Origin of the sequence: Agrococcus phoenicis, from assembly GCF_047302415.1 — a bacterium.
In the GTDB taxonomy this organism is placed as follows: Bacteria; Actinomycetota; Actinomycetes; order Actinomycetales; family Microbacteriaceae; genus Agrococcus.
Window position 1 is genome coordinate 1,984,648 of sequence record NZ_CP154854.1, and the last position, 13,535, is coordinate 1,998,182.

General features: G+C 72.0%; 12 protein-coding genes. 5 read left to right on the forward strand and 7 right to left on the reverse strand.

Annotation, left to right across the window (positions count from 1 at the left end; all coding sequences use genetic code 11):
• Positions 1 to 22 precede the first annotated feature (22 nt).
• Positions 23 to 1,870, reverse strand: coding sequence for a glutamine--fructose-6-phosphate transaminase (isomerizing) (gene glmS / locus AA0Z99_RS09485; RefSeq protein ID WP_413316849.1), 1,848 nt, complete (start codon positions 1,868 to 1,870; stop codon positions 23 to 25).
• Between the two features lie 33 nt (positions 1,871 to 1,903).
• On the opposite strand from glmS, the gene coaA reads away from it, so the two are divergent.
• A complete protein-coding gene (coaA, locus tag AA0Z99_RS09490) occupies positions 1,904 to 2,836 on the forward strand; it encodes a type I pantothenate kinase (protein ID WP_413316850.1) in 933 nt (310 codons plus the stop codon).
• A gap of 51 nt (positions 2,837 to 2,887) precedes the next feature.
• Here the strand turns inward: coaA and AA0Z99_RS09495 are convergent, their stop codons facing one another.
• Positions 2,888 to 3,841, reverse strand: a complete 954-nt coding sequence (locus AA0Z99_RS09495; RefSeq protein WP_413316851.1) for an EamA family transporter — start codon at positions 3,839 to 3,841, stop codon at positions 2,888 to 2,890.
• A 103-nt stretch (positions 3,842 to 3,944) separates the two neighbouring features.
• Between AA0Z99_RS09495 and AA0Z99_RS09500 the strand changes: the two genes are divergently transcribed.
• Positions 3,945 to 4,478 (forward strand): CGNR zinc finger domain-containing protein, encoded by a 534-nt coding sequence (locus AA0Z99_RS09500; RefSeq protein WP_413316852.1) that lies wholly within the window; start codon positions 3,945 to 3,947, stop codon positions 4,476 to 4,478.
• Between the two features lie 117 nt (positions 4,479 to 4,595).
• On the forward strand, positions 4,596 to 5,966 hold the full coding sequence (locus AA0Z99_RS09505; RefSeq protein WP_413316853.1) for an APC family permease: 1,371 nt from the start codon (positions 4,596 to 4,598) through the stop codon (positions 5,964 to 5,966).
• Between the two features lie 98 nt (positions 5,967 to 6,064).
• On the opposite strand, the gene glmM is transcribed toward AA0Z99_RS09505, so the two are convergent.
• From glmM to AA0Z99_RS09525, 4 genes are all read right to left on the reverse strand, one after another.
• Positions 6,065 to 7,417, reverse strand: coding sequence for a phosphoglucosamine mutase (gene glmM / locus AA0Z99_RS09510; RefSeq protein WP_413316854.1), 1,353 nt, complete (start codon positions 7,415 to 7,417; stop codon positions 6,065 to 6,067).
• Positions 7,418 to 7,420: 3 nt separating this feature from the next.
• A complete protein-coding gene (gene rpsI / locus AA0Z99_RS09515) occupies positions 7,421 to 7,900 on the reverse strand; it encodes a 30S ribosomal protein S9 (RefSeq protein WP_413316855.1) in 480 nt (159 codons plus the stop codon).
• A gap of 20 nt (positions 7,901 to 7,920) precedes the next feature.
• A complete protein-coding gene (gene rplM, locus AA0Z99_RS09520) occupies positions 7,921 to 8,367 on the reverse strand; it encodes a 50S ribosomal protein L13 (protein WP_413316856.1) in 447 nt (148 codons plus the stop codon).
• 204 nt (positions 8,368 to 8,571) lie between these two features.
• On the reverse strand, positions 8,572 to 10,023 hold the full coding sequence (locus AA0Z99_RS09525) for a cell division initiation protein (protein WP_413316857.1): 1,452 nt from the start codon (positions 10,021 to 10,023) through the stop codon (positions 8,572 to 8,574).
• Positions 10,024 to 10,128: 105 nt separating this feature from the next.
• Here AA0Z99_RS09525 and AA0Z99_RS09530 point away from each other — a divergent pair, with 105 nt between their 5' ends.
• On the forward strand, positions 10,129 to 10,788 hold the full coding sequence (locus AA0Z99_RS09530; protein ID WP_413316858.1) for an HAD hydrolase-like protein: 660 nt from the start codon (positions 10,129 to 10,131) through the stop codon (positions 10,786 to 10,788).
• 43 nt (positions 10,789 to 10,831) lie between these two features.
• Here the strand turns inward: AA0Z99_RS09530 and truA are convergent, their stop codons facing one another.
• The gene (gene truA / locus AA0Z99_RS09535; protein ID WP_413316859.1) at positions 10,832 to 11,656 is read right to left on the reverse strand and encodes a tRNA pseudouridine(38-40) synthase TruA; all 825 of its coding nucleotides are present in this window, start codon (positions 11,654 to 11,656) and stop codon (positions 10,832 to 10,834) included.
• A 68-nt stretch (positions 11,657 to 11,724) separates the two neighbouring features.
• On the opposite strand from truA, the gene AA0Z99_RS09540 reads away from it, so the two are divergent.
• Positions 11,725 to 13,515: a glycoside hydrolase family 15 protein gene (locus AA0Z99_RS09540; protein ID WP_413316860.1), complete on the forward strand. Its 1,791-nt coding sequence runs from the start codon at positions 11,725 to 11,727 to the stop codon at positions 13,513 to 13,515.
• Positions 13,516 to 13,535: the final 20 nt, after the last annotated feature.

Here is a 13,535-nt window from a genome sequence, read left to right on the forward strand (position 1 = left end):
GGTCACGCGCAGACCGACGTGGTCACTCGACCGTGACGGACTTCGCCAGGTTGCGCGGCTGGTCGACGTCGAGGCCCTTGGCGGTCGCGAGCTCGAGCGCGAAGATGTGCAGCGGCACGACCTGCAGCACGGGCTCCAGCATCGGCAGCGTGAGCGGCACGCGCAGCACCTGGTCGGCGTACGGCATGACCGCCGCATCGCCGGCCTCGGCCACCGCGATGACCCGGGCGCCGCGCGCTCGGATCTCCTGGATGTTGCTGATGATCTTCGAGTGCAGCAGCGGCTCGTTGCGCGGGCTCGGCACCACGACGAACACGACCTGGCCCGGCTCGATGAGCGCGATCGGGCCGTGCTTCAGCTCGCCGCCGGCGAAGCCCTCGGCGTGGATGTAGCTGATCTCCTTGAGCTTGAGCGCGCCCTCGAGGGCCACCGGGTAGCCCACGTGGCGGCCGAGGAAGAGCACCGAGCGCGTGTCGCTCATCCAGTGCGCCAGCTCGTGCACCGCCGACTGCTCCGACAGCACCTGCTCGAGCTCCTCCGGCAGCTCCTTGAGCTCGCGCACGACCTCGGCGATGGCCTCGTCGGTCATGGTGCCGCGCACCTTCGCCAGGTGGAGGCCGAAGAGCAGCTGGCCGATCACCTGCGCCAGGAACGCCTTCGTGGAGGCGACCGCGACCTCGGGGCCGGCGTGCGTGTAGAGCACCGCCTCCGACTCGCGCGGGATCGTCGCGCCCTGCGTGTTGCAGATCGACAGCGTGCGAGCGCCCTGCGCCTTCGCGTGCTGCACGGCCATCTTCGTGTCCATCGTCTCGCCCGACTGCGAGATCGAGATGACGAGGGTGTGCGCGTCGAGCATCGGGTCGCGGTAGCGGAACTCGTGCGCCAGGTCGACCTCGACCGGCACGCGCGACCACGTCTCGATGGCGTACTTGCCCACGAGCCCCGAGTAGTTCGCGGTGCCGCAGGCGACGATCACGATGCGGGTGATGCCCCGCAGCACCTCGTCGTCGAGCACGCCCAGCTCGCCCAGGTCGACGCCCGTCTCGGTCAGGCGGCCGCGCAGCGTGTTCGCCACGGCCTCGGGGCCCTCGGCGACCTCCTTCGCCATGAAGGACGACCAGCCGCCCTTGTCGGCGGCGGTGGCGTCCCAGTCGACCTCGAAGCGCTTCGGCTCGAGCGGGCCGCCGTCGAAGTCGGTGACGGTCGCGCTGTCGGCGGTGATGGTGACGATCTGGTCGTTGTCGAGGGCGGCGGCGCGCGGCGTGAACTTCACGAAGGCGCTGACGTCGCTGCCCAGGAAGTGCTCGCCGTCGCCGTAGCCGACCAGCAGCGGCGAGTTGTGGCACGCGCCGACGACGACGCCGGGCTGCTCGGCGTGCACGGCGAGCAGCGTGAACTGCCCCTCGAGGCGCGCGACCACCTGGCGCATCGCCGCGGTGAGGTCGCCGGTCTCGCGGAACGCGCGGCCGACGAGCTTCGCGGCCGCCTCGCTGTCGGTCTCGCTCAAGAAGGTCTCGCCCGCGGCCTCGAGCTCGGCCCGCAGCGCGGCGAAGTTCTCGATGATGCCATTGTGGATGAGGGAGAGCTTGCCGTCGTCACCCAGGTGCGGGTGCGCGTTCTCATCGGTCGGGCCGCCGTGCGTCGCCCAGCGGGTGTGACCGATGCCGGCGCCCTCATCGGGCAGCGGCGCATCCTCCAGGCTGCCGCGCAGCACGGCGAGCTTGCCGCCCTTCTTGCGCAGGGCGACGCTGTCGCCGTCGAGGACCGAGATGCCCGCGCTGTCGTAGCCGCGGTACTCCAGCCTGCTGAGGCCTTCGAGCAGCACCTCCACGGTGCCGCGCTGACCCGTGTACCCGACGATTCCACACATGCCGACGATCCTACCGGCGGTAGGCTCCAACGCGTGTCACACCCGATCCAGTCGCCGTTCGTCGAGATCGAGCGGGCCGACTGGGCTCGCCTCTCGCCGCGCACCCCGAACCCCTTGACCGAGGATGAGGTGCGCAGGCTCCGCGGCCTCGGCGACCGGCTCGAGCTGCGGGAGGTGGCGGAGGTCTACCTGCCGCTGTCGCGGCTCGTGAGCCTCTACCAGGAGTCGACCGCGCGCCTCCACCGCGACACCTACGGCTTCCTCGGCGCCACCGCGCATCCGACGCCCTTCGTGATCGGCGTGGCCGGGTCCGTCGCGGTCGGCAAGTCGACGACCGCTCGCCTGCTCGAAGAGCTGCTGCGCCGCTGGGAGGGCTCGCCGCGCGTCGAGCTCATCACCACCGACGGCTTCCTGCACCCGAACCGCGTGCTCGAGGAGCGGGGCCTGATGCAGCGCAAGGGCTTCCCGGAGTCCTACGACCGCCGTGCCCTGCTCGGCTTCGTCTCGCGGGTGAAGTCGGGCGAGGCCGAGGTGCGGGCGCCGGTGTACTCGCACCTGACCTACGACATCGTGCCGGGCGAGGAGATCGTGGTGCGGCGCCCCGACATCCTGATCGTCGAGGGGTTGAACGTGCTGCAGCCGCCGCCGGCGGGCTCGCACCTGGCGGTCAGCGACCTGTTCGACTTCTCGATCTACGTGGATGCGCGCACGAGCGCGATCAGGGAGTGGTACATCGACCGCTTCTGGGCGCTCAAGCAGAGCGCCTTCCAGGATCCGCAGTCCTACTTCCACCGCTTCGCGGACATGTCGCGCGAGCGAGCCCGGATCCACTCGGAGGACATCTGGGACTCGATCAACGGCCCCAACCTGGTCGAGCACATCCTGCCGACCAGGCCCCGCGCCGACCTCGTGCTCCGGAAGGCCGACGACCACACCATCCGCTCCGTTCTGCTCCGCAAGGTCTGAGGCCCCCTCCGGCGAGCGCGGGCACGCGGGTCGCACCGATCGACGCAGGCGCTAGGCGGGCGGGATCCCCTCGACGATCGCGGGCCCGCGCGTCGTGCGCGGCCTGCCGACCTGCCCGAGCCGCACGAGCAGCACGCCTGCGAGGATCGCCGCGGCACCGGCCCACTGCATGCCGCTCGGCAGGATGGCGAGCAGCAGCGCAGTCCAGAGGATGCCGAACATGGGCTCCGAGTAGCCGACGAAGCTCGCCAGCGTCGCGCCGAGCCTCCGCGCTCCGAGGATGCCGAGCACGTACGAGCAGGCGGTGGCGAGCAGCACGAGCATGAGCATCGCCGCCCACCACGGCACCGTCGCGCCCGCGAGCACCACCGGCGATGCGTTCGCCGCGAACGGCAGGAGCCCCGTGGCGGAGGCGAGGCCGAGCACGATCGCGCCGACGATGAGCCCGAGCCCCGCGAGCGCGATGGGCTGCAGCTCGGAGTCCGCCTTCGAGGCGGCGGCCCAGTACCCGGCGTTGCCGACCGCGGCGCCGAGCGCCAGCAGCACGCCGAGCGGGTGGAGCGCCTCGCCTCCGATGCCGGAGACCAGGGCCAGCCCGAGCAGCGCCACCCCCGCGCCCGCCAGGGTCAGCGCCGCCGGGGCGCGACGGGTGGTCGCCCAGGTGAAGAAGACCAGCAGCACCGGGCCGAGGAACTCGATGAGCAGGGCGAGCGAGGGGTCGATGAAGGCGACCGCGGCGAAGAACGCCAGCTGGCAGAGCGCGACGGCCAGCACGCCGAGCACGAGGACCTCCTTCCACGACCGCAGCACCGCATCCCACCGGCCGCGCAGCAGCCAGAGCGTGGGCGCGAGCAGCACGAGCGCGCCGCCGCCGATGCGCAGCAGCGTGACCGCGCCCGCGCTCCACCCGGCGTCGAGGAGCGCCGAGGCGAAGATGCCGGAGAGCGCGAAGGAGGCGGCGCTGGCGAGCGCGAGCGCGAGGCCGAGGGGGCGACGAGACGGCATGGTGACCCGCTAGGGAGAGCGACTACGATCGTGCTCACCACGTCGGGGCACGCATGTCACGACCGTATGGCCTGACGGCCGTGAGCACAACCGAGGACGTTCCGTGACGCTGCCCCACCCCCGAGAGCTCGTGCGCACCCTGGAGTTCACCGCTGCGCTGTGCAACCGTCGGCGCGAGGGGGAGCTCGAGACCGCCTCGGCGCTCAAGGCGATGTGCGTCGAGTTCGGGTTCCCGGGCTCGAGCGGCGCGACGAGGGCGGACGCGGAGGCCACCTGGGCGCACCTGGGCACCCTTGAGGCGATGTGGGACGCGGATCGCGACGCGATCGCCACCAGCGCGAACCGGGTCTTCAAGCAGTGCGACGCGCGGCCGCACCTCGTGAGGCACGACGACTTCGACTGGCACCTGCACGGGCTGCCCGCGGGGGCTCCGATCTCGGATGCGATCGCGGTCAACGCCGCGATGGCGCTCGCCGACCTCGTGCGCACCGACGACACGGCTCGGCTGAAGCGCTGCGGCGACGACCGCTGCCATCGGATGTTCTTCGACCTCTCGCGCAACCGCTCCCGGCGGTTCTGCTCCACCACCTGCCAGTCGCGCACGAACGTCGCCGCGTTCCGGGCGCGGCACGCCTGAGGACGCGACGCTCGGCGCGCCGATGCGGCGCCGCGCTGCGCGCGCCCTCGAGCCGGATCGCGAACCTGTGGAATCCGTAGGCGCGCGCTCAGCGACCGCGTGGCACGCTTGGCGACTATGGCGCTTCCCACAGTCGCAGAACCATCGCCCTCCGGCACGAAGCTCAAGCGCGGCATCACCACGCTCCTGCTCTTCTTCTTCATCGTCGGCGACACGCTCGGCGCCGGCATCTACACGCTCGTCGGCACCATCGCGCAAGACGTCGGCGGCGTCATCTGGCTGCCGCTCGGGCTGGCGCTGATCCTGGCGCTGCTGACGGCCGGCACGTACGCGGAGCTGATCACGAAGTACCCCCACGCTGGCGGCGCTGCGCGCTTCGCCGAGCGCGCGTTCGACAAGCCCTTCGTGACCTTCCTCATCGGCTTCCTCATGCTCTCCTCCGGCATCACGACCTCGGCGGCCCTCGCGAACGCGTTCGCGGGCGACTACCTGCAGGCGCTGGTGCCGGGCATCCCCACCATCCCGGTCGCGATCGGCTTCATCGCGCTGCTCGTGATCATCAACCTGCGCGGCGTGCGCGAGTCGCTCATCGCCAACGTGGGTGCCACCGTGGTGGAGATGACGGGGCTCATCATCATCATCGCGGTCGCCGCGATCGTGTTCGGCTCCGGCGGGGGCGATCCCTCGCGCCTGACGACCTTCGCCGAGGGCGTGCCGCCGATGACGGGGGCGTTCGCCGCCACCATCACCGCCTTCTTCTCGTTCCTCGGCTTCGAGGCAGCGGCGAACATGGCCGAGGAGGTGAAGGACCCGAGCCGCTCCTACCCCCGGGCGCTCTTCGGCGCCATCCTGACCGCGGCCGTCGTCTACCTGCTCATCGCGCTCGGCGCGGCGATCGTCGTGCCGCTCGACCAGCTCGCGAACTCCGAGGGCCCGCTGCTCGAGGTCATCGAGGCCTCCGGCCTCGCCTTCCCGCCGTGGCTCTTCGCCATCATCGCGCTCGTCGCGATCGGCAACGGCGCCCTGCTGTTCATGGTGATGGCCTCGCGCGCCACCTACGGCCTGGCGGAGGCGAAGCTGCTGCCGCGCGCGTTCGGCGCAGTGCTGCCCAAGCGCCGCACCCCGTGGGTGTCGATCGTCGTGGTGGGTGTCGTCACGATGGCGATGTCCTTCGTCGGCGACGTCGGCACGCTGGCCGACACGACGGTGCTGCTGCTCGTGCTCGTGTTCATCTCCGCGAACATCTCGGTGCTCGTGCTGAAGAAGGACAAGGTGGCGCACAAGCACTTCACGGCACCGCGCATCGTGTCCGTGCTGGCGCTCATCGCCTCGATCGCGCTGCTCACGCAGCAGAGCCTGCAGACCTGGCTGATCGCCGGCTGCTACGTCGTCGTCGGCAGCGTGCTGTTCGTCATCGCCCGGATCGGGCGGCAGCGCGCGATCCGCGCCGGCACCAACGAGCCCACGCGCAGCATCCCGCTCGAGTAGCGGTCGACGCGAGAGGGGCGGGGTTCCGGTGGATCCCCGCCCCTCATCGCTACTCGGGCCGTCATCGCGCTCGGCGGCGGTGACGCCGCCGGCAGTGCTCAGGCGCTGACGCTCAGCTCCGACCGCACGAGGTCCGCGAGCTCGTCGGCGATGGTCTGCGCGATGTGCTGCTCGGAGGCCTCGACCATCACGCGCACGATCTTCTCGGTGCCCGAGGGGCGCAGGAGCACGCGACCGTGATCGCCGAGCTCGGCCTCCGCGCGCGCCACGGCGTCGGCGATCGGCCGGTTGCCGCGCAGGCCCAGTCGATCCACGCCCGTGACGTTGATGAGCACCTGCGGGAAGACCTGCATCACCGAGGCGAGCTCGCTGAGCGCCTTGCCGGTGCGCGCCATCTCCGCCGCGATCTGCAGCCCCGTGAGGATCCCGTCGCCCGTGGTGGCGTGCGCCGAGAAGATGATGTGCCCCGACTGCTCGCCGCCGAGCGAGAGGTCGTACTCGCGCAGCGCCTCCAGCACGTAGCGGTCGCCGACGGCGGTCTGCACGAGCGAGATGTCGTGCTCATCCATCGCGACCTTCAGGCCCAGGTTCGACATCACGGTCGCGACGAGGGTGTCGTCGGCCAGCAGGCCGCGACGCTTCGTCGAGACCGCGAGGATCGCCATGATCTGGTCGCCGTCGATGACGCTGCCCTGCGCATCGATCGCGAGGCAGCGGTCGGCGTCCCCGTCGTGAGCGATGCCGAGGTCGGCGCCGGATGCGACGACGAGCTCGCGCAGCTGCTCGAGGTGGGTCGAGCCGACCTCTCGGTTGATGTTGATGCCGTCAGGGTCGTTGCCCATCACGGTCACCTTCGCCCCGGCGTCGGCGAAGGCCTGCGGGCTGACACCAGCGGCCGCGCCGTGGGCGCAGTCGAGAGCGACGTGCAGCCCGTCCAGGCTGACGTCGAGCGTGCCGAGCAGGTGCACGAGGTAGCGGTCCTCGGCGTCGGCGAAGCGGCGGATCGTGCCGACCTCGCTGCCGATCGGGCGCAGCGGAGCACCGCCGAGCGCGGTCTCGATCTCGTCCTCGACCGCATCGGGCAGCTTGCGCCCGCCGGTGGCGAAGAACTTGATGCCGTTGTCGGGTGCGGGGTTGTGCGAGGCCGAGACCATCACGCCGAAGTCGGCGTGGATGCTCGCGACCAGGTAGGCGGCCGCCGGCGTCGGGATCACCCCGGCGTCGAGCACGTCGACGCCGCTCGAGGCGAGACCCGCCGACACCGCTGCGGTGATGAACTCACCCGACACGCGCGGATCGCGCGCGACGACGGCGACAGGGCGCCGCCCATCCTGCCGGGCGTGACGCCCGAGCACGAGAGCGGCGCCCTGTGCGAGCGCCATCGCCGATTCCGCAGTGATGTCCAGGCCTGCCAGGCCCCGAACCCCATCCGTGCCGAACAGGCGCGACATGGATCAGCGCTTCGAGTACTGCGGCGCCTTGCGAGCCTTCTTGAGGCCGGCCTTCTTGCGCTCGATGACGCGAGCGTCGCGCGAGAGGAATCCGGCCTTCTTGAGCTCCGGTCGGTTGTTCTCGACGTCGATCTCGTTGAGCGCACGCGCGATGCCGAGGCGCAGCGCGCCGGCCTGGCCGGACGGGCCGCCGCCCGAGATGCGGGCGATCACGTCGTAGCTGCCCGTGAGCTCGAGGAGCGTGAACGGGTCGTTGATCAGCTGCTGGTGCAGCTTGTTCGGGAAGTAGTCCTCGAGGGTGCGGCCGTTCACGGTGAACGAGCCGGAGCCGGGGACCAGGCGCACGCGGGCGATGGCCTGCTTGCGACGGCCGACGGCCTGGCCGCCGATGTTGACGACGCGGGGCGCCTTGGGAGCCTCAGCTGCCGGCGTCTCGGTCGAGAAGCTCTCGGGAGCCTCGATGGAGTCTGCGATCTTCGCCATGTCTGGTGTCTCCTCGCGCCCTACTGGGCGACCTGGTCGAACGTGTAGGGGGTCGGCTGCTGCGCCGCGTGCGGGTGCTCGGGGCCTGCGTAGACCTTGAGCTTCTTGATCTGGGCGCGGCCGAGCGAGTTCTTCGGCAGCATGCCGCGGATCGCCTTCTCGACCGTGCGCACCGGGAAGCGCTCGAGCATCTCTGCGTAGTTGGTGGCCTTGAGGCCGCCCGGGTAGCCCGAGTGGCGGTAGGCGACCTTCTTGAGCAGCTTCTGGCCCGTGAGCGCGACCTTGTCGGCGTTCACGATGATGACGAAGTCGCCCATGTCCATGTGGGGGGCGAACGTCGGCTTGTGCTTGCCGCGGAGCATGGCAGCTGCGTGGCTGGCCAGGCGGCCGAGCACCACGTCGGTGGCGTCGATGACGATCCAGTTGTGCTGGACGTCCGCCGCCTTGGGCGAATACGTGCGAGTCATTGATGCCTCACTGATCGAATGGATGGTCGTGAATCCCACTCCGAGGTGTTCGGCCGGCGACGCGGCGCGAACGATCCGGTGGAGGGCTCATTCGGGCACGCACAGGCTGTGCGCACCAAGGATCGAGCATACGCGCGCTGGAGCGCAGCAGTCAAGCCGGATCGGAGCACGCGCGGGTGGCCGATGGCCGGCGGTGTCGCGGGATCAGCGATCGATCGAGGGGTCGTAGGCCTCGTCGTCCTCGTGCCACACCACCTCGACGACCTCCTCGCGCGTCGCCGGCTCGTCGACCGGCTCGCCCTCGAGCGCCTCGTCCACCTGCAGCGCGAGGTCGGCGAGCGGGTCGGCGCCCTGGTCGGACGCGGTGTGCGAGTCGGGCACGACCACGCGATCCTCGGCGGCGACCGCGGGCACGCCGGCCGCGTCCGGCGCGTCCTGCGCGCCCCGGTCGGCGGCGAGGCTCGCGGGCGACGCGCCGGCTCCGGCTGCGCTCGCCGCTCCCCCGCCCGTCGCCGCACCCTCGTCGGCCCACGTCCGCGGGTCGGCGGCGTCGGCGACGTGCATGAGCGACTGCACCTCCGCCATGAAGCCGTGCAGCTGCGTCTGCTGGTAGCGCAGCGACCGCGTGCGATCCTCGGCGTCGCGCAGCACATCCTTCGTGTGCTTGGTCACGGAGTCGACGATGGCCTGCGAGCGCTGCCGCGCCTCGTCGAGCATCGCCGAGGCGCGCGCCTTCGCGCTCGCCTCGATCTGCGCGGCCTGCGCCTTCGAGAGCCGCTCGTAGGCCTCCGACTGCTCGGCGACGTGGGCGGCGTGCGCGAGCGCCGACGCGACCTTCTCGTTGGCGTCGGCCGTGATGCGCTCGGCGTGCGCGACCGCCTGGCTGTGCAGCCGCAGGAACTCCTGCTGCGCGTCGTCCTGACGTCGTGTGATCGCCGCGTCGAGCTCGATGCGGCGTGCCTTCGCCTCGCGCACGATGCGGTCGGCGTCGAGCTTCAGGTCGTCGGTCTCCCGCTGCACCTGCGCGCGCATGGCGGCCGCAGCGCGCTCGGCCTCGCCCAGCAGCACCTGCGCCTCGCGGTCGGCCTGCGAGACCTTCTCGCCCAGCGAGCCGAGCTCCGCCTCGATGCGCGCGCGGTGCGCGGTCTGCTCGGTCTCGCTGCGACGGCGTGCGAGCTCTGCCTCGTGCTGCGCCTCCTGCAGCACGCGCGCCGCCTCGTCCTGCGCGTCGCGGCGGATGCGGTCGCGCTCGGCGTTCGCGTCGTCGAGGATCCGCTCCGAGGCGTTCGAGGCGTTGGTGACCAGGGACGACGCCTGGTCCTCAGCGACGCGCAGGATCTCGGCGAAGCGCACGCGCGTCTGCCGGCCCTCCTCCGCATCATCGGCATCCGTCTCGTCGTCCTCGCCCTCCTCGTCGAGCGTCTGCACCTGCTGCGCGAGGCGCAGCATGCGCGCCTCTGCCTGGTCGGCGCGCGCGATCGCCGCGTCGAGGTCCTCGCTGAGGTGCTGGATGCGCGCCGCTGTCTCGAGCGCCGCCGCTGCGCCGGCCCGCGTGACCTCGTCGAGCTCGGAGCGCAGGCCCGCGAGGGCACCGTCGACCTGCTCGCGGTCGTAGCCGCGGAAGGCCTGGTCGAATGCGGGCTGCTGCTCTGACACGTCGTGACCTCCGGCTCCTCGCCGCGCGGCGTCGGCGACGACCAGTGTAGGCCGGAGGCGAAACGACTGGCCAGGCCGATCAGACATCTGGGACGATGGGAGGACATGGAACCCAGCGGCATCATCTTCGACCTCGACGGCACCCTCACCGATTCGAAGCGCGGTCTGCTCGCCAGCCTGCGCCACATGCACGACGCGGTCGGCTGGGAGCAGCCCGCGGAGGACGTGCTGCTGCGCTGGCTCGGCCCGCCGCTCGTGACGGTGCTCGCCGAGGAGGGGCGCACCGCCGAGGAGATCGCCTCCGCGCTCGCAGCCTTCCGCCGCAGGATGGCCGACGGCGGACTCGTCGACTCCTCCCTCTACCCCGGCATCGAGCGGCTGCTCGCCGAGCTCGACGAGCGCGGCACGCCGCTCGCGGTCGCGACGCACAAGATCCAGCGCGACGCGGAGGCCGTCGTGGAGCACTACGCGCTGCTCCCGCGCTTCCGCGGCGTGCACGGGCGGCTCGACGGCGAGGCCGGCCACTCCAAGGCCGAGGTCATCGCGCGCGCCGCCACGTCGATCGGGCTCCCGCACGACCAGCTCGTGATGGTCGGCGACCGCGTCAACGACATCGCCTCGGCGCGCGAGCTCGGCATGCGCTCGATCGGCGTCGCATACGGGTACGGCGGCCGCGGCGAGCTCGAGGCGGCGGGCGCGACCCGCGTCGTCGACACCGTCGACGAGCTCGCAGCGCTGCTCACCGGCGAGCGCGTCAGCGGCTGAGGCGCGTCGCGAGCGCAGGGCCGCGCTGCCGGGTGATCGCCGCTCACCCCTCGCGGGGCGGAGCGAGGTCGGATGCGCTGCGTCGCGCCCTCGCGCGCTCGGCCTGCAGCGCGAGCTGGTCGGCCGGCGGGTAGCCGACCGAGACGAGCGTGAGGCCGTGCGCGGGCATGAGCCCGGTGAGCGCAGACCGCTGACGCTCGTCGAGGAGCGCGATCGCCTGCGCGAGCCCGAGTCGCCCCTCCCCCACCCGCACGCACGCCGCGACCAGCGCGCGCACCATGGAGTGGCAGAACGCGTCGGCGGTCAGCGACGCCGTCAGCACCTCGCCCTCGTGCGCCCAGACGAAGTCGCGCAGCTCGCGGATGGTCGTCGCGCCCTCGCGCGGCTTGCAGAACGCCGCGAAGTCCCGCAGGCCGACCAGCGCCGCCGCGGTGCGCTGCATCGCCGAGACGTCGAGCGGCTGCGGCACGTGCGCGGCGGTGCGGCGCTCGAGGGGATCCCCTGCCGGGCTCGCGACGATCCGGTAGCGGTAGGAGCGCGAGGTCGCCGAGAAGCGCGCGTCGAAGCCCGCCGGTGCGACGCCCACCTCCCGCACCACCAGATCGCCCTCCGGCGCCGCGAGCCGAGACAGCCGTCGGGCGAGCTGCGGCACGATCGCGACGCCCTCCGGCAGGTCGGCGTGCGCCACCTGACCGCTCGCGTGCACCCCCGCGTCCGTGCGCCCCGCGACCGTCACCCGCACCGGCTGTCGGGCGATGGTGCTGAGCGCTCGCTCGAGCTCGCCCTGGCACGTGCGCAGCCCCGGCTGCGCCGCCCAGCCCGCGAACGCGCCGCCGTCGTAGGCGAGGTCGAGGCGGATCCGGGGCATCCCGCTAGCGTACTGAGCGACCCGCGGGGCGGATCGGGCGCGGAGCGCGCCCCGGGTACGCTCGCGGGATGCCCACTCCCCTGCCCATCGAGGACTACGCCCTGATCGGCGACCGCACGACCGCTGCGCTCGTCGGCCGCGACGGCTCGATCGACTGGCTCTGCCTGCCCCACTTCGACTCGCCCGCATGCTTCGCCGCGCTGCTCGGCGAGCGCGAGCACGGCCACTGGCGCATCGGGCCCGCAGGGCCGGCCACGTCGACCCGGCGCTACCTGCCCGGCAGCCTCGTGCTCGAGACCACCCACGAGACGCCGACCGGCACCGTCACGGTGACGGATGCGATGCCGACCGGCGACGAGCGCGCCGACGTCGTGCGCATCATCACGGGCGTGAGCGGGGAGGTCGAGCTCGAGCAGTCGCTCGTCGTGCGCTTCGGCTACGGGAGCGTGCCGCCCTGGTTCCGCCGCATGGAGGAGGACGGCGAGGAGATCCTCGTCGCGATCGCCGGGCCCGACCGGCTCGTGCTGCGCGGCCCGCAGCTGCCCGTCGCCGACGACCACCGGCACCGCTCGACCTTCACCGTCCGCGAGGGCGAGCGCATCACCCTCGACCTCGCGTGGAAGCACTCGTGGCTGCCGCTGGCGAAACCGGTGGCCGAGGCCGAGGTCGTCGCGACCACGATCGCCGAGTCGGCCGAGTGGCTGCGCGCGCTCGACTACGACGGCCCCTACCTCGAGGCCGTGCAGACGAGCGTCCTCGTGCTCCGCGCCCTGACCGACGAGGTCACCGGCGGCATCCTCGCGGCACCGACCACCTCGCTCCCGGAGGATCCCGGCGGCGAGCGCAACTGGGACTACCGCTTCACGTGGCTGCGCGATGCATCCCTCACCGTCGACGCGATGCTCGCGGTCCAGCTCTCCGGCAAGGTTGCGCTGTGGCGCGACTGGCTGCTGCGGGCGATCGCCGGCGATCCGCAGGACATGCGGATCATGTATCGCCGCGATGGAGGGCGTGAGCTGCCGGAGGTCGAGCTGGACCACCTGCCCGGCTACGGCGGCGCGCGGCCGGTGCGCATCGGCAACGGCGCCGCCGACCAGCGCCAGCACGACGTGCTCGGGCAGCTGATGCTGACGCTGGAGCGGCTGCGGGAGCGAGGCCTCGACGACTCGCAGGACTCCTGGCACATGCAGCGCGCGCTGGTGAGCGAGCTGGCGACGCACTGGCAGACGCCCGACCAGGGCCTGTGGGAGATGCGCGGCGAGCCGCAGATGTTCACGCACTCGCGCGCGATGATGTGGGCCGCCTTCGACTGCGCCGTGCGCGCCGTCGAGCAGGGCGGCTGCGACGCGGATGCCGCTGACGTCGAGCAGTGGACCAGCATCAGGGATGCGCTGCGCGAGGAGGTCCTGACGCGCGGCTTCGACGAGTCCACGGGCTCCTTCCGCCAGCACTACGCCACGAGCGAGGTGGATGCCTCACTCCTGCAGCTGCCGACGATCGGCATCGTCGCGGCCGACGACCCGCGCTTCCTGGGCACGATCGCCCGCATCGAGCAGGAGCTGCTCGTCGAGGGCATCCCGCTGCGGTACCGCACCACGGGCGTCGACGGCCTCTCCGGAGACGAGCATCCCTTCATCCTGTGCGGCTTCTGGCTCGTCATCGCCCGGGCGCAGGCCGGCCGGCTCGAGGACGCGACCGCGCTCATGGATCGGCTCGTGGCGATGCGCAACGACGTCGGACTGCTGGCGGAGGAGATCGACCCGGTCACCGGCCACCACTGGGGCAACTTCCCGCAGGCCTTCTCGCACCTCGGTCTCGTGCTCGCGGCGACCGAGCTCGCGAAGGCCTCCCGCTCCTAGCCCGGGCAGGCCGCTGGCCC